The organism is Sodalis sp. RH19, assembly GCF_047324215.1.
Lineage (GTDB): Bacteria > Pseudomonadota > Gammaproteobacteria > Enterobacterales > Enterobacteriaceae > Acerihabitans.
Genome location: NZ_CP178734.1, coordinates 1,467,784 through 1,488,975 on the forward strand (window position 1 = coordinate 1,467,784; position 21,192 = coordinate 1,488,975).

The following is a 21,192-nucleotide window of genomic DNA, read 5'->3' on the forward strand; positions in this document are numbered from 1 at the left end:
AAAAAATCATTGAAGATCCTTCTTTGCTTAAATTTGATGAATTTTGCGAAGTAAGGAAATGACAGTTATGTTAAGAGGATAAGTTAATGAGTATTATGAATTTAACTCCATCAACCGAGCTGGATCTGACTTCAGTGAGTGATCGCATTAGAGCTCACAAAAATGTGCTGGTAAATATAGTTAAACCCGCGGTCTGTACGGAACGCGCACGGCATTATACTGAGGTTTATAAACTTCATCTTGATAAACCCTTACCAATCAGACGTGCCCTGGCCTTGGCCTATCATCTTGAAAATCGGTCGATCTGGATCAAGAACGACGAACTAATTATCGGTAACCAGGCCAGCAAAGTGCGCGCCGCACCCCTATTTCCAGAATATACTGTGGATTGGCTGGAAGATGAGATAGATGAATTGGATACCCGACCTGGTGCCGGGTACGAAGTCTCCGAACAGGACAAAGCTTTTATCCATGAAATTTGCCCGTGGTGGCATGGACAGACAGTTCGTGATCGTTGCTTTGGTATCTTCACTGACGAACAAAAAAAAATTGTCGAGTCGGGTATTATCAAAGTGGAAGGTAATATGAATGCAGGGGATGGCCACTTGGCCGTTGATTATCAATCTATCCTTGAGAAGGGTCTGGATGGTCTGCGGGAAAAAGTTGCTGAACGGCGTTCACGTATTAATCTCACTGATTTGGCCGATCTGCATAAAGAACAATTTCTGAAAGGTGTTGATATCACTCTTGCGGCGGTAAGCAAACATATTAAACGTTTTGCCGGACTTGCACGAAGTGAATCTGAAACTGAGTCCCGAATTTCCAGAAAAATCGAGCTGCAAGCTATTGCGGACAATTGTGATTTGATCGCCCATCAACCTCCGCAGACATTTTGGCAGGCCTTACAATTAGTTTATTTTATTCAGTTAATTTTGCAAATTGAGTCAAATGGTCATTCTGTTTCCTTTGGCCGTCTTGACCAATACCTTTATCCGTATTACCGCCGTGATGTTGAACTCAAACAGAGTTTAAGCAGAGCGAATGCTATCGAATTATTACAAAGCTGCTGGCTTAAACTTCTCGAAGTCAATAAGATCCGTTCTGGCTCGCATTCAAAAGCATCCGCGGGAAGTCCGCTTTATCAGAATGTGACTATTGGTGGGCAGAAATTGGTCAATGGTGAAGCTGTCGATGCGGTTAACCCATTATCCTATGCCATCCTGGAATCCTGCGGACGCCTGCGTTCCACGCAGCCCAATTTGAGTGTCCGCTATCATGCTGGCATCAGTAGTGATTTTCTGGATGCCTGTATCAAGGTCATCCGCTGCGGTTTTGGGATGCCGGCTTTTAATAATGATGAGATCGTCATCCCTGAATTTATAAAACTCGGAGTTGAGCCTGAAGATGCCTATGAATATGCCGCCATCGGTTGTATAGAATGCGCGGTTGGTGGGAAGTGGGGCTATCGGGTTACCGGCATGAGTTTCATGAACATGGCCCGAATGTTGCTGGCCTCGCTTGAAGGGGGGCGTGATGCGACATCAGGTAATGTATTTTTACCGCAAGAAAAGGCGTTATCAAAGGAAAATTTCGCTAGTTTTGATGATGTATTAATGTCATGGGATCGGCAGATCCGCTACTTTACTCGCAAATCAATCGAATTAGAATATGTAGTCGATACTATGCTCGAAGAAAATGTACCTGATATTTTATGCTCCGCTCTGGTTGATGATTGCATCGAAAGGGGGAAAAGTATTAAAGAGGGGGGTGCCAAATATGACTTCGTTTCGGGGCTACAAGTAGGGATCGCCAATTTAGGTAATAGTCTGGCGGCAGTGAAAACGCTGGTTTTTGAGAAAAAAACCATTAAACAAGCAGAGTTGGCTAAAGCTTTAGCGACAAATTTTGAAGGCAACTCCGCTGAACAAATGAGGCAGCGTCTTATCAATGGCGCGCCTAAATATGGTAATGATGATGATAATGTTGATATCCTACTAATAAGAGCTTATCAGGCATATATTGATGAATTGAAAAACTACGTCAATCCCCGGCATGGGCGTGGACCTATTGGTGGCACTTATTTCGCCGGGACATCATCTATTTCGGCCAATGTGCCTTATGGGGCGGAAACTCAAGCCACACCTGATGGTCGGAAAGCCAAAACCCCGTTGGCTGAAGGCGCTAGCCCAAGCGCGAGTACTGACCGGTTGGGTCCTACAGCAGTAATAAATTCCGTAGGTAAACTACCTACAGGTTCAATTCTAGGCGGAGTGCTACTGAATCAAAAACTTAATCCAACGACATTAGAAACCAGTAGTGACAGGGCTAAGCTAATATCATTGTTACGTACACTGTTTGAAGATCGGAAAGGATGGCATATCCAGTACAATGTGGTCTCACGTGAAACATTGATTGATGCTAAAAAGCATCCAGATCTCCACCGCGACCTAGTTGTGCGAGTTGCAGGATATTCTGCATTCTTCACATCTCTATCTCCTGAATCTCAGGATGATATTATAGCACGTACGGAACATACGTTATAAATACCATACAGAGCAAGGTAGTAGTGTTAGTACTATCTTGCTTTTTGCATATAAGGGAAATGCTGTCTTTTTTGAGTTTATTAAATGTATTTTTTATATATATAATTATTTATTGCGGTTAAATTAATGACTTATTATATCCGTTTATAAAAAAATCGAAATAATTCGAAAAAAACCTTAGCCTTGGTTAATGATAATCGCCGGAAAGAATGGTTATGGTCGTTACCACAATAAATCTCATAAATTTTATTTTAAACAGGACGATAACTGTGAATACATTTACGATTGGCATTGATGTCGGCGGTACCAAAACAGCATATGGGTTATTTGATGGTGATAAAAATCTCGTACTAAAGTATAAAACGGCATCAAATGCTGATTTGGATGCACAAGGTTTTTTTGATGAAATATTGTCTAATATTAATACAATAATGCGAGACCAGCGCCTAAAGGTTAATAATCTTCGTGGCGTGGGTATCGGTATGCCGTCCTTTGTATTTTATGAAGAAGGTAAAATTATAAAAACAGCGAATCTACCAAAAATAAATAATTTTGCAGCAAGAAATTATATGATAAAGAGTTTGGGCGGTAATATTCGGGTGATGCTTGATAATGATGCTCATACCGGTGCGTTAGCCGAACATCGGAACGGTGCTGGAAGGGGATTTAAACATATGCTTTATTGCCCGGTAAGCACAGGCATATCAACAGGTATAATTATAAACAATGAACTTTTTCGCGGACGCTATGGCTGGGCGGGAGAAAGTGGGCATATGATTGTCACCCCTGGCAAGGGTATTGAATGCGGATGTGGAAATAAAGGTTGTCTAATGTCATATTGCTCAGGTTCGATGATTATCAAGCATATCAAAAGTAAAATTGATCAAGGGACTAAAAGTATCCTCACTGAATTAGCTGGCAGCACAGATATGATTAATACTCATCACCTCATCAAAGCCTTGGATTACGATGACCCGCTAGCTAATTGGGCAGTGGAGCAGATGGCTACTTATATGGGTGTGTGGCTTTATAACTTATACACAACGCTAAATATAAATTGTTTCATTTTTGGCGGAGGTTTGTTAAATTTTGGCGACAAATTATTTCCTCGAATCAGAGAGGTTTTTGATGTATATAATCATAATGATATGCCTGTTTATTTCAAAAATGCAGAGCTTTGTGATGATTTTGGAATAATAGGTGCGGCTGAATTACTATTCTGAAAGCATCATTTTAAGTTCGCTTTTACGGGAAAAATACGATTTTAAACTTGCCGATACTTATTTAAATTTAACTCATTCAAAAGTTATTATTGAGTCCGTCTGTTCATTTTCGCTTTAAGATTTTTAATGATATTAAATACTGCCAGGAGCCTATATGCATTTGGATTTTTTGGGGTTTGCCAAAGAAACGTTGGAAACAGAAATTCGAGAGGCTCAACGAATGCTTGCCCGTTTGGATAATAGTATTGAATTGGCATGCCAGTTGTTATTAAGGTGTAAAGGTAAAGTCGTCGTTTCAGGAATGGGTAAGTCAGGGCATATAGGTAAAAAAATTGCCGCGTCTCTGGCCAGCACAGGCACTCCTGCTTTTTTTGTGCATCCTGCTGAGGCGTTGCACGGCGATCTAGGGATGATTGATGCTCAAGATGTTGTGGTATTTATTTCCTATTCGGGTAGAGCACATGAGTTAGATACTATTTTGCCACTCATAGCTGATAATGGTATTCCCGTAATTGCGATGACGGGAGATTTAACCTCTCCTTTAGCCAAAGGGGCCTTATGTGTGCTTGATGTCGGAGTTGAACGCGAAGCTTGCCCCATGGGCCTGGCTCCAACAGCGAGTTCGGTAAATACGTTGATGATGGGTGATGCTCTCGCTATGGCGGTGATGCGCTTCCGTGGGTTTAGTGCCGAACAGTTCGCCCATTCTCATCCTGGCGGAAGTCTAGGTATCCGGTTACTAAAAAAAGTTCATCATATAATGCGTCGTGGCGAATGGATGCCAATTGTTGCTCGTGAAAGTACAATTACCGACGCCCTGCTGGAACTCAGCCGAACAGGTCTGGGTTTGATTGCAATCTGTGATAAGGCAGGACGCGTAGTCGGTGTGTTTACCGATGGCGATCTTCGGCGCTGGCTTATTCAAAAGGGGAGCCTTGATGCTTCTATCTCTGAAGCAATGACACAACCCGGTTTTGTATTATCGGCGAATATGCTGGCCGCAAACGCACTCGACGTTTTGCATGAGCATCATATAAATGCCGCGCCGGTTGTTGATGATGACGGAAAAGTAGTGGGAGCGATTAATTTATACGATTTTCATCAGGCGGGAATAAAATAATAAGTGGGTCTCAAAAGAAAAAAATTGTATTCCACAATTTACCTAAAATTTAATGATCCCTAAGACAGTAAAAAGCTGATCTATAGAGATAAACTGTAATAATACACGCTACCCAAAGGGCAAAAAATCGCCCCTTGGGTACTACTGCTATGTATGCCTATTTACCCTAGTGTTGTTGAGTCGAATGCATTGCGCCAGTCTTGTTCAAATTTTTCCACCGCAGCCTTTACGGCCGGGGTTGCAATAAATTGTTCTGCCACATCCACCGGCAATGTTACAGATTGACAACCCGCAAGAAGGCAATCGAGAACCTGTCGCGGAGTTTTGAAACTGGCGGCAAGTATTTTAGCATGTGGTGCATGTTGAGTTAATAAACGCTGCAACTCCGTAACCGTTTGAATGCCGTTACCCCCCTGAGCATCCAGTCGGTTTACATAAGGTGCGATATACTCAGCACCGGCTAGAGCACCAATCAAGCCTTGACCCGCGCCGTAGACGGCCGTGCCTAGTGTAATAATCCCTTCCTCACGCAGCGCTTTTATGGCAACCAGCCCTTCGGAAGTGACAGGAATTTTAACAATTAGATTTTCAATCGTATGCGTAAGTTTTCTTGCCTCTACAACCATTTCATCAGCCGTAGATGCCAAAACTTGAGCAAAAAGACGACCTTTGCCCCCTAAGGCTTCGCGAAGCGCGGGTAACACTTCCCAAATAGGTTTCCGTCCGCTTGCAATGATGCTGGGATTTGTGGTCACCCCAGCAAGAGGTAACACACGGGCCAGGCGCTTTACTGCCACCACATCAGCCGTATCCAGATAGAGTTCCATTGTCATTTCCTCAGAAAGTGTGAGTTGTAGCAAACTTTGTAAATTATAGTACTCGTAATAACATTTTATTTTGATAGACATCAAATAATACTTCATTCGAAAGTATTTTAATCTCTGTATAAAAATAAATGTAGATTGAAGCGATCTACAGCTGTTTGGACTGAACCATAGCTAAGGACATTTTTGTCCTTTTAGGTAGTCGATTCGACAGCTGGGTGCGCACAGGTGAGCGGTAGCCTGATTTGAGCAATCGAACCCTAGAAGTCAATTGCGTGCCTTAGCCTCAATGTGTCATTAACACAAATTTAGGAATGAGGGGGTTACCTACGGGATGGGCAATGATTTTCACTTAATAAAAGGCGGATCCATTCAAACTTGTTAAATACAGGTTAAAGCAAATGGGAATATTTGATTTTTAAATATTTTAATATTGAAAAGTTGCGTGATGTCCAAAAGGCGCTCAGGTAGCCCTCAATGCAGACGTTTAATGGCATCGGGCACTGCGCAAACATAAATGATAAACAGGAGTACCCAACATTATGTTTAAAAATGCATTTGCTAACCTGCAACAAATCGGCAAATCGTTAATGCTTCCGGTCTCAGTACTGCCGATTGCAGGTATTCTCTTAGGTGTTGGCTCAGCCAACTTTACCTGGCTGCCAGTTGTGGTATCACAGGTCATGGCCGAAGCGGGCGGATCGGTATTTACGAATATGCCGCTTTTATTTGCGATAGGTGTTGCTTTGGGGTTCACCCATAATGATGGGGTCTCTGCGCTGGCTTCAGTGGTTGCTTATGGCATCATGGTTAAAACCTTGGCTGTGATCGCCCCCATGGTCTTACATGTTTCTCCCGCCGAAGTGGCCGCGAATCATCTCGCTGATACGGGCGTCTTAGGAGGAATATTATCTGGCGCGCTGGCGGCCTATATGTTCAACCGCTTTTATAAAATTAAGCTACCGGAATATCTGGGTTTTTTTGCTGGAAAAAGATTTGTACCGATCATTTCCGGGCTTGCAGCTATTTTTGTGGGTATTATCTTAGCGTTCATCTGGCCTTACATCGGAAACGTCATTCACTCGTTCTCACAATGGGCGGCCTATCAAAGTCCTCTGGTCGCTTTTAGTATCTATGGTGTTGTTGAACGTGCGCTGGTTCCTTTCGGTTTACACCATATCTGGAACTTTCCCTTCTGGATGCAAATTGGTGAATTTACCAATTCCGCTGGTCAAGTATTCCATGGCGATATTCCACGTTATATGGCTGGAGACCCTACCGCAGGCAAATTATCTGGCGGTTTTTTGTTTAAAATGTATGGATTGCCGGCTGCTGCTATTGCCATTTGGCATTCTGCCAAACCAGAGAATAAAGCAAAAATTGGCGGGATAATGATTTCTGCCGCTTTAACTTCTTTTCTGACGGGAATTACGGAGCCTATTGAATTTGCTTTTTTATTTGTTGCGCCCGTTCTATATGTTATCCATGCTATTTTAGCCGGTCTGGCGTTCCCTATTTGTATTTTTCTCGGCATGCGTGACGGCACCAGTTTCTCACATGGTTTGATCGATTTCATAGTACTCAGTGGCAACGGCAGTAGGTTATGGCTGTTCCCGATTATCGGGATGGGGTATGCCGCAGTATATTACACCGTTTTCCGCGTATTGATAAAAGTGCTTGATCTTAAAACACCAGGACGTGAGGATGCCACGACTGAAGCGTCCACCGTGAGTACCAGTGAACTGGCGCCGGCGTTAGTGGCTGCATTTGGCGGCAAAGGCAACATCGCTAATCTGGACGCTTGTATCACGCGGTTACGTGTTAGTGTTCTTGATATTACCAAAGTTGATCAGGCTGCCCTGAAAAAACTGGGCGCGGCAGGTGTTCTAATCGCGGGAACGGGTGTGCAAGCCATTTTTGGCACCAAGTCCGATAACCTGAAAACCGATATGGATGATTATCTCCGCGCGATAGTCTGATCTTTGTTCAGCAAATAGGGGATAAATATGTCCCCTTTTTGCCAGTTAGCCAGGGCAATAGCTGTAATTTGAAGTCGCCAACATCATAGTCTGTAGATTATAATTGAATATTTATCAGCATGTTATATCATTAATCGGGGTAGGCATGCTGCCTATCATCTCCGACTAAATCTAATTGGATACCTTTCTGCCTTAGCTGTTGTTGATAATCCTTGGAAAGAAAATTATCAGTTATCACACGATTAATCTGGCCAGTGGAAGCCAGAGGGTAAGGCTGGATTTGTCCGAACTTTGACGAATCCGTAAGTGCGATTGTTTCCACGCCTTTTGCCAGCACGGCGCTGATGACATCGCAACGCATCATATCTTTACCGGTAAACCCTGTTTCAGCAATGTAGCCATCAATGCCAATGAAAGCTTTATTGAAATGGACCTGCTGGATACATGAACGAGTTAAAGGCCCAACAACGGATTCACTATTTTTCTGATAAAGGCCACCGAGGATGATTACGTCACATTCTGTATCTTTCAATAAATTGGCTATGTAGTGGCTAACCGTTATCAGGGTAACTTTTTTCATCGCAGCGAGATGCCGAGCCAGCAGGGCGTTGGTGCTACCGCCTTCAATAAATACGGTCTCCCCATCATTAACTTGAGATGCCGCATACTCTGCAAGTTCTTTTTTTAACTGAAAGTTAGTCAACATACGTGCATCAACATCGTCGCTTTCGTAAGCAACAGCTGAACCATGAATGCGTTTGAGATAACTGCGCTTTTCAAGGATGTTAAGGTCCTGGCGGATCGTGACTTCTGAAACACCCGAAATCCGAGCCAGTTCGCTAACGCTGATTGTCCTGCGTTCGTTAACAAGTTGTAAAATATTCTGTTGTCGTGAATTCATATCCATCGGCTGCCAAGTCATCCAAAGGCTATCTTAGTGTCATATGAAAGCATAAAACTGCAAAATAAGCATTAGTTTAGCATCAAGTGAAACACAGAAATATGCAAAAAAAGCGTTTCAATCAATTTTGCATTGACTAAAGGTACTCCCTTACTACTGTCCGCTACCATTGGCTTGGCTCATGATGTATTTTTTTGACGTGCATCTCATTTTAGAAATTTTGGATTTGTGCCGTGTTGACTTAGATTATGTCAGATTATAGTCTTTTGGAACGTTCCAAATGTTTATTGGAACGTTCCTAGACGTCCTATAATACTTTTTTCGTACATATTTGAAAATGCAGAGTTAGTACTGTTAGAGGAATTTTGTAGAAGAAAATGAGCTGAAATTCACAAAATGATGACGCAATTTATCATCAACTTATTGATATTTAATAGATATTAAAACGCCAGCAATGGACGGAGAAATTTTTTTAAGTTAGCGCGCTTGGTCTTGTTGATGCGGAAATTTTGAATACGCCATAACAAGGTATAAAAAATCGTAATGATGACAAAAGTATGTACTTTGAAAAAAATAAACGCGGTCGGAGCAGCTGCGCTCTGTAGCGATGTGGTAGATGTTTCTGGGAGCAGCCGCCAAGTCTACTTAGGCCTTGGCTCGTTATTAGCCGCGATGGCAGGGGGTTTTGACGATCTACTATCCAGGACAAGTGTTTAACAATACTTCACCCGTCGTAGTCGGGGGAGTTAATGGTGTTAAAGCTCTGGTGCAACAAAAGGAACAAAAAACTTTAAGCAAATTGTTTCACCTGTGACGCTTTATCTGACCGTACCAAGATGCTGATAGCAAGCGACATAAGATGATGAGTAACATCGTGGCAAAGATCATCACGTGCTGTACGGTTTTAATTAAAGACATATCCAAAGTGGATAACGGACTTAGTACCGACATGGATTGCACTCAAATAACTACCTGGTAGGCTTCGATATTCGTTCAGAGGGTCAAACAAATTATTGATGCCGGGCTTGGCATTGACAGTACGACAGTTCAAAAAAATATGGCTGCACCCGTTAAGATTGAATCACGGTTTCTCTTATCCTATGAGGTCTATATGAGTGGAATTGCAAGTGCAAGTTCAGAAAATGAAGATATATCACACAACGATACTATCGTCCAAAAAAAGGATTTGAATCGGGTTATTGCTGCCAGTGTATCTGGCAGTGCCATGGAATGGTATGACTTTTCAATATACGGTACTGCTTCCGCTCTTATTTTTTCTGAAATTTTTTTCCCTGGTTTAGATAAGTTGACGGCCTTGTTAGCAACATTTGCAACCTACGCAGTTGGTTTTCTTGCTCGTCCGCTTGGCGGCATTTTTTTTGGCAGGATTGGTGACCGCCATGGCAGGAAAGTTGTGCTGGTTTCTACTATTTTGCTGATGGGGATATCAACCTTCTTGATTGGATTGCTGCCTGCTTATCATGATATTGGAATTTGGTCTACCATACTATTAATTGTATTAAGGCTATTGCAAGGATTTGGTTCCGGGGCGGAACAGGCTGGCGCATCACTGATTGTGTCGGAATTTGCGCCGGCAAAGCAGCGGGGGTTTTATGCCTCGCTTCCGTTTGCCGGCATTATCGTAGGGATTTTGATGGCTGCGGGCGTGTTTGCGTTGGTACAAAGGCTTCCTGACGAAAAATTCGCATCCTGGGGATGGCGAATTCCATTTCTTTTAAGCTCGGTAGTGATTGCGGTAGGTATTCTTATCCGCATGCGTGTGAAAGAAAGCCCCGTATTCGAACATATGAAGCAGCATAATCAAGCTAGCAAGCAACCGGTTAAGGATTTATTCAAGTATTCAAGGAAAAATTTGATTGTTGCCTGTGGGTTACGTGTTGGGGAAAATGGTACATCCTATCTGTATCAGGTGTTTGCGCTAAGTTATTTAACTAAGGTTTTATTGATTGATAAATCAATCGGTACTATGGGTCTAGTGGTTTCAGCAGGTTTGTCCCTGTTCACCATACCTTTTATTGGTTATTTGTCAGATAAATTTGGCCGCCGAATTATGTACCGTATTACTGCCTTAATCGCTCTTGTATGGGCTTTCCCAGCATTTATGTTATTCAACACACATGATCCCTATCTGATCGTGCTTTCTATGGCAGTAGCCATCAGCCTGGGGTCATTTGGTATGTATGCGGTTCAGGGAGCCTATTTCCCTGAACTATTTGATGCACGTTACCGCTATACCGGGATCGCGATCAGCAAGGAGTTTGCCTCACTTATTTCAGGCGGAATAGCACCCTTTGTAGCAGCAGGACTTCTAAGTTTATCGAGTGGTCAGTATTGGCCGATATCGGTTTATATCTCGGTATTAGCGTTAATTTCAGTTGTTTCAACGTTTTACGCTCCTGAAACTAAAGGAATGAAATTTGAGCATTAAACGATAACTAAATAGTTCATGATTAATATTAGGCCTCAATCGATGCTGATTATAATTCTGTACTTAAAGAAAGTCAGAAAAATAACACTTCTTATATATTTTTTAACATGGAAGCATCGATGTTTTTTATCTGAGGCCTAAAATATTTATTCTCGTGCGTGTTTTAGAAAGATAGTTTTCGGTAAAGGTTGCTGGCATTGTCAGAAGTTAAGAAATCTTTATTCTACTTCGCCCTGTAATTAAAAGTGCCACATATCAAAGGTTGTAGCCAACAATGCATTTTTATTAAAAACAATGAGTTGCTAGGTGTCGATGCATTGCTGTGGTTCAATCAGGGAATAGCATTTTATCTTGATTCAACTCAGAAGTTGTATATCGGGTCAGGTAAGGATGTGGGGCCACATTCTCTCTAATAATGTGCGATGCTGGATTTCTAACATTCAGTCTGCTAGGCACTTGATTTGAGTCATGCTTGAATTCATAGATGGCGGTGGCGATAGAGGGAATGCCAATAAGTTGCTGTATAATATCCAACGGTAAGGTGATGGATTCGCAACCCGCCAGTAGGCAATCAAGGGCTTGGCGTAGGGTTTTAACGCTGGCGGCTAGTATTTTGCTCTGGGGAGCATGCAAGTCGAGAAGCGTCTTTAGCTCCTGAATAGTTTTGATACCGTCGCCTCCTTGTACATCAACGCGGTTAACATAAGGGGCAACATATTTTGCACCGGCCAATGCAGCGAGCAAACCCTGCGCTGGGCTGTAAACCGCGGTGCCTAGAGTTAAAATCCCTGACGCATTCAATTGCTTAATTGCGACGAGTCCTTCAGCAGTAACGGGTATTTTTACTACAATCCCTGGAATACGTTCGGACAGTTTCTTTCCTTGAGCAATCATGGCTGCCGCGTTGCAACCCATTACTTGCGCAAATAAACGACCTTCTTTACCCACTGCTTCCTGCAAGCGGGGCAGTACATCCCACAACGCGATTTTACTGGCGGCGATAATGCTTGGATTGGTGGTCACGCCTGCAAGCGGAATAATTAGCGAGAGTTGTTTTAGTTCCACTACATTAGCCGAATCCAGATAGAGTTCCATTGTCATTTCCTCAAAAAGTGTGAGTTGTAACAAGTCTTTTAACTTATAACATTCGCAATTATATTATATTTTGATCGGCGTCAAATAAACTTTCATATGAAATTAATAAATATTCGTATGGAAGAATATGGTTGTCGTAAAGGTTCACTGATGGGTAGAAATGATCAGGCAAATAAATTTCCGCGCTACGGAAAAGTGAGGTTAGGATTCTAAGCAGATGTAGCCAACTATCAAATGTTGGAAGGCGTGAAGGCGAGGTGCATGAAATGATCATTAAGCCGAAGCTTGTCGTCCGTGATTCCTTGCCATCGCCTCAATCGTATCTCAATTGATTGCCGCGTCCACTTCCACCAACGTTATGATCCTATGTTCTCCCACCGCCCGCGTAGCCGCTACGGCGAGAATCTGCGCGCAGTTGATCCAATGGGAGAAAAGTACCGCCATCCGCATCGAACAGGCTGGCGGCGGGGATATTTTGACTGCCCGCGATACGCCCGGCCCGGCCATAATTGTTGCCTTCCACGCCGGCGAATTGTGCCGACAGCCGCGCGCTGAGAATGCAAATCTGGTCGTTGCCGATGACGTCCTGGCCGCTATCACGCTGAGCCACCAACTGCGAACGCGGCGTCGCCGTGAACCGGCCCGCGGTCCGCCATCGGCTAACACCGTTTTCCAACGGCCGGTTTTCGCGCTGCCATTTCGGAATCCTCCATCTAGCACGCCGGCGTTATCGAAACCTAAAACGCGCAACAACCACCAAACGCGTGTTGCCCGCCAGGGATCGGCGGTGGAGTAAAGTACCATGCGTATGCCGGGACGGACGCCAAAGCGCGTCAGCTTTCGACTATGCGCTCCTTGTCCGTGAAATAAATCCGGTCGGCTACCTCGCGAGCAAAATGCATTTCATGGGTCCCCAGAATGCAGGTCATACCGTCGCGGGCCGCATCCTGGCCGAGATTCATGCAGATTTTTTCGCACGCAGTTCAGTCATAAACACCAGCAGTATCGCCAGTGCCAGACAGGCTCCCACCACGGCGGTCGTGTCCCATCCCCTATGATAATAAGTAAATGAACCCAGTGCCGAACCAATCGCACCGCAAATGAAGATGACTGTCATATAAGCCGCATTTAACCGACCCCGAGCCCCGGCATCGAGGCTTTGGATGGCGCGCTGACCGAAGACCTGATTCGCCTGTGTTGCGGCGTCGAGAATAATCGCTGCAAACACCAGAGTCATCAATGATGCTACCGCCTGTCCCCAGCCGCTCATAAGCAGGGCAATACCTGCACAACTAATCACCACGCCGGTGCCGATTTTTGATCCGCCACGGTCTGCAACTTTACCTGCCAGCGGTGCTGAAAGTGCGCCAGCCGCCCCTGCCAGCGCAAAGGCCGCAATACCCGACTGTGTGAGACCAAAACGCAGGTGCAGCATGGGCGGAGCGGCAGTCCAGAACATATTGAATACGCCGAACATCGTACCCTGATAGGCAGCCCGGCGTTGCAGCGTCCTTGAAGTGGACAGCAAGTTAAACATTGAGCGCAGCGTAGCCAGATAACCCCGCTTCGGCTGGGGATACCATTGTGGCAAAACCCGAGCTATTAGCACGAAGGTGCCGAACATCACTACAGCAGAGAAGACAAATATGGCTCGCCATCCCCAGAGCCCTGCCAAAAAACTTGCCAGGGGACGGGAGAGCATAATGCCAGAGACCAGCCCGAACATAATGTTACCAATGATTTTCCCGCGTTTATGTTCGGGTGAAAGATGAACGGCAAGCGGCACCAGAACCTGGCTGCCTACGGTACAAATCCCAAGCGAAAACGAAGTGATTAGTAAAACCGAGGGGCTGGTACTGGTCGCGACGCCAATCAGGCTAAGTATGGTACCGACGGTGGTGATCAATACTAGCCGACGGTTTTCAACCAAATCGGCCAGGCAAACCAGAAAAAACAGACCCATGCCATAACCAATCTGGGTGGTAGTGACAATTAGTCCCGCAAGGCTCGCAGGAAGATGTGTGCTGCTGGCGATCAGTCCCGCAATCGACTGGGAATAATAAACATTGGCTGTAGTGGCTCCGCAGGCAAAAGCAAAAAGTGTGACAATAGATACCGTCAGGCTAGCCATTTCTGGTGCGATGTCGGGTTGCTGCGTCGTTTTTGTCGTCAAAATCTGTCTCTGCCTCAGTTAATTGATTCTGGTGGAAAGGGGAAGTGTATGCCTTGCGGAAATTATTGATAAGTGCTGCAATAACGAAAGTATCTTTCGAGATTTCCGAACAATGCTTGAAAATCTGAAATTGTTTCTGATGATTGTTGAAAAAGGCAGCCTTTCAGCGGCTGGACGAGAGCTTGGGCTTTCCCCAGCTTCTGTTTCTGAACGTCTGATGATGCTGGAGGCGTATTACAAGGCTACCTTCCTGACGCGAACGACTCGCTCGTTAAGTCTCACTGACGAAGGAAGAGTTTTCGCTGAAGGGGCACGTCGACTGCTGGCCGAGGCCGACGAGCTTGAAAGCCGCATAAGATCAGGAACGCAAAAAATATCTGGTCCGATTAAAATTACTGCACCAGTCGATTTAGGGCAAACCCGTGTTGTGCCGATTCTCGATCGTTTCCTTGCCCAACACCCCGATGTCACCATCGATCTCAACCTGACCGATAGCTTTGTTGATCTGGTGAGTCAGGGAATCGACTTTGCGATTCGTTATGGAAAATTTTCCAATACCACGCTTAAGGCCAAACCAATTGGGGAAAATCGTCGTTTGATTTGCGGGTCACCCAATTATTTACATCATAGAGGCATTCCATTGCATCCCGATGACCTCTTGCATCATGAATGCATCATGATGCGCTTTATGCAGGGAATCGATCGTATATGGTCTTTTCAGGCCAATGGCGCACCCTATGCAGTCTCGGTTAACGGACAACGTACAACCAACAATGGCCAGTTAATCAAACAGTGGGCATTGCAGGGTCAAGGACTGTGTAAAAAGTCCATATGGGATGTTCAGGCAGACCTTGCTGCAGGCCGACTGGTCGAGGTTCTGGCCCCCTACGCTCTTTCCCCGACCGCTTTACATATCGTTTATCCACCCGCTCGCGTTCAGCCACGTCGGGTGGCGAGGCTGATTGATGTTATTGTCCAGGAATTAGCGATCAACAACGCCGAGGACTAGAGGACTAATAGAGGAAATGCTGGCCAATTCTTTGCAGGCCACTCCTTGATAATTATCCATTCGACTGGAATTTTTCAATGTTTTCTGCAGTCAACTTTTCGCTCAGAAAGGACAGAGAATACCTATTTTATGGCTACTAAGGGCGTGAAACGGATGTTTGTGTCGCCATCGGTGCAAAAGTGATCCACCGGGGGTGTGGACGAAAACTTGGACCACTTTGGAGGTAGTCCATGTATTCATACGAAGATCGCATTCGTGCGGCTAGGCTCTACATCAGACTTGGAAAACGCACCGCAGCTACCCTTCGGCAGTTGGGTTACCCGTCAAAGAATGCACTCAAAAGCTGGCGCGAGAACATGGCATCAATGACAATTTGCTGTTCACATGGCGCCATCGCTACCGTCGGGTCGATGTTGTATTTTGCACAAATGATGATTTGGCGGTCGGCGCCATGTTCGAATGTCAGCGCCAGGGATTGCGCATTCCGCAAGACATGGGATTTGCCGGCTTCCATGGACATGATATCGGCCAGGTGGTGGTACCCGCCTCGGCGAGCGTATCGACCCCCCGAACGGATTGGTCGGGTCGGCGCTGATCGCCTGCATCCACGGCCAGTACCTGCTGCCTGGTAGCATTGATCTGGAGTTCTCCATCTTGGTAGGTAGGAGTCTGTAAACCCATGGTATCCACCTGGCACGTGCTCTCACTGGACAACCGACAGATAGAGATTGTTGGGGGGCATCTCGTCGAGCAGCCGCCCGGACGTTTCAAGCAAATAGCCGTGCAGCTGTCGTGACTTGCGTGGGCCGGTGACGTTGCAGGTCCAGATGTTCAGCCCATAGGCCTGCTTGCGATGAAGCCCCAGCTTATCGAGGCGCTTTTGCACCCAGTGACAGTCCGCCACATATTCTTGCCTGGCCAGTAAAGCCGTCTGCGGATGCTCCTGGGCATAACGCTGGAAGATGCCCGGGCTAACCAGGTAAATGGTATCGGCCACGGAATGCGCCAGGGCCTTGGCAAAGTTGATGATAAGCTTGTGCGACTGGATGCCTTGTTTCAACCAGTCCATGAAGTGTTCACCGGATGGCCCCGGGGAGTCTTGAAGTTCAATGAGCGCTGCGGCCAACGCGAGGATGGGTTTTTTGAGCGTTGGTGTAACCGCAGCCGATAAGGAGGACGATGTCTTGATAACCTCAGACTTTGCGGGCGATTCTTCTTTATGCTCAGGGGATGGGGTGTAGAATATCGACAGCAGTTCGGCGCAGGATCGGCTTGCTGTGCTGGAGCAACTGTTGATGGTGCATCCGGCTCAGACAAGGAGGCGGAGGTTGCTTTCGAGTCTGGATTTGTAGCAAGACTGTCCCCAGGCAGGGTACTATCAATGGTCACCGTGCCGGCGAATGGCTCGGGGCATTCTCCAGATTCCCAGATCAGCGCTGGCGACAGTCGCAGAAAGGTGAAGCTTTTCTACCAGTTTGTATCGCTTGTGGCAGTGGCTTTCCAGATCGCCTTGCCTTCCGGTGTGGGTTGGGCGATGCCGTGGTCTTGCAGCACGTTGAAAACCGAGGTGTTGTTCGCGGGTATGCCCTCGATGCCCTGAGACAGCAGATGAGCACGCAGTTTGTCCGGTACCGTCTTGCTGACCAGCCACAATGCATCCTGGGTCAACCATCCATCAGAAGCCTGTGACTGATTCAAATTCAGCTCTTCCCTGAGCAGGTAGCGAAGACCTTCGAGCAGTTTGCGCTGAAGTGCATGTTTCGGCGCCGCCAACGCTTTTGCCGGATCGCCACCGAGTTCCTGAGCCACGGAAGCCTGGTCTGCCTGCATCACCAGTTCACCTAGCACCCCAGCGTACTCATACTGGCCGGCCAGTACACAGATAAGTGCCGACCAGGGGGCAGGGTAGCTGCTGAGCGAGTCAAGGATTTGGGTGTCGAGCAGCCAGTTGTAAAGTAGGCCGGTCGCGTCGTTATGCAGACGGTATTCGCGATCCTTGCGGTAGCGGAAGCGGTACGGCTTTCGGAGTGGGTCATGCCATGGATGCCAAATTCTACCATCAGCGTACTTGACCTGAAGATCGACGGCGATTTTGCCGATATCGTGCAGCAGCGCGGCGTAGGCTGTGGCCGCGGTCCAGACTTCGGCCTGTGCAGCCTGGTCTTCGGGCGAGGTGCCGACAGGCAGCAGATGGGACTGCCTCAGTTTGAGCGCGTAGGCGACAGTTTCCAGACCGTGGTCAAGCATACCGCCCGGATAGGCGTGATGGTGGCTTTCCGAGGCCGGGAAGAGCTGGACCAGTTCGGCATAGCGCTCCAACGGGACCAGATACAGTGCCGCGAACTGCTTGCGCGAGAGTGACGTGCGTTGCCAGATATGTTCCAGCAATCTCTGCCGCCGAGGTGTGGATAACAGAGATGCAGTGGTTTCTGGGCGTATCAGTTGTATTAGCTCAGACTTGATCTGACAGATTTCGTAGGTAGAACATTATCAAATCTGACAGTCTGGTTTGAGCGAGAAGCTGCCATAATTTAGTGCCGTGTATATAAAGAGAGAGCGAGTCAAGATAGCAATTCACATGTAAAAATCCAGCGGGTAGATGCACATAGCTATACAGGTTGGCTTCATCGCCAATTCGCGGTCTCAGGTGCGTTTAAAAAGTTGTCCTCCGCATTAACAAATTATCAAGGTGACGACATGGACGATATTAATATCAATCTCGATGAACTTAACACTATCGATTTATCACCCTTAATTCAGAGTAAACTGGCAGTTACCTGTTTTGATATCACAAAGTATCTTTCGAGCCTAGGGGATGGAAGAGCGGAGATAAGACTGCTAATCCATATTTGCGGTTTTCACTTTCGTCCAGATAATCCACAGGTACCATTTGGTCCGGGCTTTCAGAGCAGTCAGGGTAGATCAGCAATTCCGGATGACATTAGCAGGTTGTCGCTGGAGGTACTTTCTCAATTTTGCCCGACGATAGAGTTACCCGAACTTCAAGCCCGTATTGCCGATACACTTTGGGTTCGTAAAATTGGTGGAATCCGTTTTCCTCTACTGGCGGTTCGCGCTTATTATGCGTCCAGCATGGCTATTATGGCATCGCAAGGAGCGTGGGCTAGTGCTCTAGAGCGCCTAGAGCGTGCGCTTCGGCTATGTTGTTTTTTCCGAAAGAATACTGATTTCAGGGTCGAGTTTGATCAGCTTTCGGCATATCTACTAGCAGAGTATGAACGTACCAAAGTACAAGCGGATTCACCTTATCCATTGCGACTCTTGCAACTCGCGATCGACTGTAAAGTGAGTGAGCCTCCTTTTATTGTCCAAGAACTTCTGTCTCTGTCAAAAAAATATCTGGCTCAACGACTATTTTCATTTGCCGTCGACGCTTGTAAAACAGCAATCCCGCTTGCGAATAGTTGCTCTGACAGGGATACACAGTTTGAGTTCTGGCGGCTTCTTGCTGATACGCATCTGGAAGAATCAAAATTCCAAGATGGCGGTATGATTTCGGCCGCCTGCATGCAGAATGCTATTGAAGCACTGGCTAATATTCCAGGAACCCGAGTAGAACGTCTTGCGCTGTATGAAGAAATGCGTGATTACCAGATCGAATCCCGTCACCAGATGGCTATCCTTCAGTCTCCACCTCAAGACATCAGTGAGATTGTCCACCAAGCCAAGAGTCGGGTAGTCGGAAGAGATTTGTTTGATATGGTTTTCAGGCTTGCAATGCTGGTCAGTCGGCCAACTGGTATCGAGAGACTTAAGGCTCAGGCAATAGAACAAAAGGCCAACAGCATAGCTTGGATGTTTGGAGCAACGCATATTGATCATGAGGGAATGACCGTTGCTCGCATACCCGCAGGATTGGGGATTGATGATGCAGATGGAGCAGTTATTTGGCCTATAATGATGAAGGGAATGCGCATCGAACATGAGTTGGCCGTAGCCGGGCAAATTATCCCTGCTAAGGATGAAATCACAATGAAATATCCAATCTCAGAAGCGTTTTTCCGCGATGTGTTCATCAATCATCCCTTTATCCCGTTTGGGCATGAAGAGTTTTTCATCAAGGGTGTGGTTTGCGGTTTCAATGGAGACTTTATGACGGCATGCCACGTGCTGATTCCCCAGTTCGAAAATAGTCTGAGATATGTGGCGAAAATCAAAGGTGAAGAGCCATCGCAGCTTCATGGGGACGGTTCGCAAGAGCGAAATGGACTCAAGGGATTACTGGATAATCCACTGATTATTGAAGCTTTCGGTGTAGACATAATTGGCAACCTTCAGGCCTTACTGGTGGATAAAATCTATGGTGATTTACGAAACCAACTTGCTCACGGATATGTGCCTGCCAGTTATTACAATCAATCCCCCTGCATTTTTGCCTGGTGGCTTGTACTGCACATACTAATGAACCCTACGATGAAATACTGGCAAGCCACTTACGGCCAAGAGAGTGAGGATCAGGCTCAAAGTGAGCCAGTTAAAGAAGTTGACACGTCCGGAGACATGTCCATATGAGTTGAGGCAATTTGGTCAATAAGGTTTAGTGCTGCTGAAACTATTCGATGTCCGCTTCTGGCACTGAACTGCCTGTCAGAGCTGCTTGGCATCAGATCCGACGATACCGGCAATTCGGTTTTACGGGAAGTTTACCGAATTGAATCTGCCGACAGTGTTAAGCATCAGGCAACATAGGAGTTGTCAGCTTAATGCTGTAAAAATGTACAGGCAAATCTGAATGTCGGCTAGTAGCGATGAAGCGGAAATGGGAACTTGGGTAATTTTTTAACCATCGATCTCATCACATTCACTCAATTATGCTTGCTCAACAATTGAATCAGTCATAGATTTTTGGTAAGTCATAAACCCCCAGGGGGGAATGTGGAATATTTTAGCGATAAAGAGAAAGGTTTTGCACCGAGAACCAACAATGATGTCTCTATGACCGTCTGGACCGGGTTTGTCTCGTACATCAATGTCCTGGTAAATAAGGGCTACTTTGGGAAATACTTTCCAGAAGAATGTCCTGACGGACAAGGGTGTATTGGTACAAATGAAGATACTTTCAAAGCTGCACTACAGGCGGAAGTACCAAATTTAGGATGGCCATTGGGAGTCGATCCTGAAGATGAAGGTCGGTATGGTTACAGGTCAAGAACACAAGTTACGTTCATTCCAGACTATCTGGACGTTATGGATTTACTTCAATTTTGCTATAAGCATGTTGCCCTTCCTATAGAAGGCACCGATTACCACTCGTACTACCGTCACACTCATATTGACGATTTTGATGTTGATGCTGGCAGAAATGAATTTCACGAAAAAGTTAACGTCATTTTTGCCAGAAATGGTATGGCTTACGAGCTTCAGAAATCAGGAGAAATTATCCGGCTTCTTAGCCCTGAATTAGTTCAAATGATGTCCAGCGTGAATGTTCCTGCGGAAGTTGAGCTAAAGAAAATACTTGCTCGCGCAAATGCTAAAATCGTTAATTTTGATGTTCAGATTCGGTATGACGCTGTGAAAGAGCTCTGGGACTTCTGGGAGCGACTGAAAAGTCTACACAACCCATCAAATAAGAAAATATCAGCTACACAGTTACTAGATGATGCAACCGAGAAACCTGAATTTCGGAATATTTTGGAAGCTGAAGCTAAATATTTGACCAACATTGGTAACCAATATTTTATACGTCACGCCGAAATGAATCAGGTGAAAATTCAAGAGAGCGATCATATTGAGTACCTATATCATCGCATGTTTAGTTTAATTCATCTGCTCATGAAAAGTTTTACCCATTAACTGGCCTGATTCCTATATTTAAGGAACAAAGGTACTAAAAACGTCCACTTTTGGCGCGA

At 45.7% G+C, this 21,192-nt stretch carries 13 protein-coding genes and 3 pseudogenes; 10 read left to right on the forward strand and 6 right to left on the reverse strand.

Annotation, left to right across the window (positions count from 1 at the left end; all coding sequences use genetic code 11):
- Positions 1 to 95 precede the first annotated feature (95 nt).
- The 3 genes from ACL2XF_RS06595 to gutQ all read left to right on the forward strand — a co-directional run bounded on the left by ACL2XF_RS06595 (position 96) and on the right by gutQ (position 4,886).
- On the forward strand, positions 96 to 2,543 hold the full coding sequence (locus ACL2XF_RS06595) for a formate C-acetyltransferase/glycerol dehydratase family glycyl radical enzyme (RefSeq protein WP_132927710.1): 2,448 nt from the start codon (positions 96 to 98) through the stop codon (positions 2,541 to 2,543).
- Positions 2,544 to 2,812: 269 nt separating this feature from the next.
- Complete coding sequence (locus ACL2XF_RS06600) at positions 2,813 to 3,766, forward strand: ROK family protein (RefSeq protein WP_165934091.1); 954 nt, start codon at positions 2,813 to 2,815, stop codon at positions 3,764 to 3,766.
- Between the two features lie 154 nt (positions 3,767 to 3,920).
- Entirely contained in the window at positions 3,921 to 4,886 is a 966-nt protein-coding gene (gene gutQ / locus ACL2XF_RS06605; protein ID WP_132921129.1) for an arabinose-5-phosphate isomerase GutQ, read from the forward strand.
- Positions 4,887 to 5,047: 161 nt separating this feature from the next.
- On the opposite strand, the gene fsa (ACL2XF_RS06610) is transcribed toward gutQ, so the two are convergent.
- The gene (fsa, locus tag ACL2XF_RS06610) at positions 5,048 to 5,713 is read right to left on the reverse strand and encodes a fructose-6-phosphate aldolase (RefSeq protein WP_132921130.1); all 666 of its coding nucleotides are present in this window, start codon (positions 5,711 to 5,713) and stop codon (positions 5,048 to 5,050) included.
- 539 nt (positions 5,714 to 6,252) lie between these two features.
- Here fsa (ACL2XF_RS06610) and ptsG point away from each other — a divergent pair.
- Positions 6,253 to 7,689 (forward strand): PTS glucose transporter subunit IIBC, encoded by a 1,437-nt coding sequence (ptsG, locus tag ACL2XF_RS06615; protein ID WP_132921131.1) that lies wholly within the window; start codon positions 6,253 to 6,255, stop codon positions 7,687 to 7,689.
- A 130-nt stretch (positions 7,690 to 7,819) separates the two neighbouring features.
- On the opposite strand, the gene ACL2XF_RS06620 is transcribed toward ptsG, so the two are convergent.
- Positions 7,820 to 8,590: a DNA-binding transcriptional regulator YciT gene (locus tag ACL2XF_RS06620; RefSeq protein WP_132927711.1), complete on the reverse strand. Its 771-nt coding sequence runs from the start codon at positions 8,588 to 8,590 to the stop codon at positions 7,820 to 7,822.
- 1,111 nt (positions 8,591 to 9,701) lie between these two features.
- Between ACL2XF_RS06620 and ACL2XF_RS06625 the strand changes: the two genes are divergently transcribed.
- Positions 9,702 to 11,039 (forward strand): MFS transporter, encoded by a 1,338-nt coding sequence (locus ACL2XF_RS06625; protein ID WP_165934092.1) that lies wholly within the window; start codon positions 9,702 to 9,704, stop codon positions 11,037 to 11,039.
- 435 nt (positions 11,040 to 11,474) lie between these two features.
- On the opposite strand, the pseudogene fsa (ACL2XF_RS06630) reads toward ACL2XF_RS06625, so the two are convergent.
- The 3 genes and pseudogenes from fsa (ACL2XF_RS06630) to ACL2XF_RS06640 all read right to left on the reverse strand — a co-directional run.
- Positions 11,475 to 12,134, reverse strand: a pseudogene (fsa, locus tag ACL2XF_RS06630) (fructose-6-phosphate aldolase); the annotation flags it as partial.
- A 364-nt stretch (positions 12,135 to 12,498) separates the two neighbouring features.
- The gene (locus tag ACL2XF_RS06635; protein WP_413728279.1) at positions 12,499 to 12,810 is read right to left on the reverse strand and encodes a hypothetical protein; all 312 of its coding nucleotides are present in this window, start codon (positions 12,808 to 12,810) and stop codon (positions 12,499 to 12,501) included.
- Between the two features lie 282 nt (positions 12,811 to 13,092).
- Positions 13,093 to 14,307, reverse strand: coding sequence for an MFS transporter (locus tag ACL2XF_RS06640; RefSeq protein ID WP_413728280.1), 1,215 nt, complete (start codon positions 14,305 to 14,307; stop codon positions 13,093 to 13,095).
- A gap of 112 nt (positions 14,308 to 14,419) precedes the next feature.
- Here ACL2XF_RS06640 and ACL2XF_RS06645 point away from each other — a divergent pair, with 112 nt between their 5' ends.
- From ACL2XF_RS06645 to ACL2XF_RS06655, 3 genes and pseudogenes are all read left to right on the forward strand, one after another.
- A complete protein-coding gene (locus tag ACL2XF_RS06645) occupies positions 14,420 to 15,316 on the forward strand; it encodes a LysR family transcriptional regulator (protein WP_413728281.1) in 897 nt (298 codons plus the stop codon).
- 230 nt (positions 15,317 to 15,546) lie between these two features.
- Positions 15,547 to 15,663, forward strand: a pseudogene (locus tag ACL2XF_RS06650) (integrase); the annotation flags it as partial.
- A gap of 26 nt (positions 15,664 to 15,689) precedes the next feature.
- Complete coding sequence (locus ACL2XF_RS06655; RefSeq protein ID WP_413728282.1) at positions 15,690 to 15,911, forward strand: substrate-binding domain-containing protein; 222 nt, start codon at positions 15,690 to 15,692, stop codon at positions 15,909 to 15,911.
- A gap of 108 nt (positions 15,912 to 16,019) precedes the next feature.
- Here the strand turns inward: ACL2XF_RS06655 and mobH are convergent.
- Positions 16,020 to 17,788 (reverse strand): annotated as a pseudogene (gene mobH / locus ACL2XF_RS06660) (MobH family relaxase).
- 225 nt (positions 17,789 to 18,013) lie between these two features.
- Between mobH and ACL2XF_RS06665 the strand changes: the two are divergent.
- On the forward strand, positions 18,014 to 19,849 hold the full coding sequence (locus tag ACL2XF_RS06665) for a DUF4209 domain-containing protein (protein WP_413728283.1): 1,836 nt from the start codon (positions 18,014 to 18,016) through the stop codon (positions 19,847 to 19,849).
- Positions 19,850 to 20,212: 363 nt separating this feature from the next.
- Positions 20,213 to 21,133, forward strand: coding sequence for a stationary phase or STEss regulating sigma factor (locus ACL2XF_RS06670; RefSeq protein ID WP_413728284.1), 921 nt, complete (start codon positions 20,213 to 20,215; stop codon positions 21,131 to 21,133).
- Positions 21,134 to 21,192: the final 59 nt, after the last annotated feature.

What these genes read in the sequence shown, in the direction of transcription:
- gutQ (WP_132921129.1), top strand. Translation starts at nt 3,921, where the DNA reads ATGCATTTGGATTTTTTGGGGTTTGCCAAAGAAACGTTGGAAACAGAA.
- ACL2XF_RS06665 (WP_413728283.1), top strand. Translation starts at nt 18,014, where the DNA reads ATGGACGATATTAATATCAATCTCGATGAACTTAACACTATCGATTTA.
- ACL2XF_RS06620 (WP_132927711.1), bottom strand. Translation starts at nt 8,590, where the DNA reads ATGAATTCACGACAACAGAATATTTTACAACTTGTTAACGAACGCAGG.
- ACL2XF_RS06595 (WP_132927710.1), top strand. Translation starts at nt 96, where the DNA reads ATGAATTTAACTCCATCAACCGAGCTGGATCTGACTTCAGTGAGTGAT.
- ptsG (WP_132921131.1), top strand. Translation starts at nt 6,253, where the DNA reads ATGTTTAAAAATGCATTTGCTAACCTGCAACAAATCGGCAAATCGTTA.
- ACL2XF_RS06625 (WP_165934092.1), top strand. Translation starts at nt 9,702, where the DNA reads ATGAGTGGAATTGCAAGTGCAAGTTCAGAAAATGAAGATATATCACAC.
- ACL2XF_RS06645 (WP_413728281.1), top strand. Translation starts at nt 14,420, where the DNA reads ATGCTTGAAAATCTGAAATTGTTTCTGATGATTGTTGAAAAAGGCAGC.
- fsa (WP_132921130.1), bottom strand. Translation starts at nt 5,713, where the DNA reads ATGGAACTCTATCTGGATACGGCTGATGTGGTGGCAGTAAAGCGCCTG.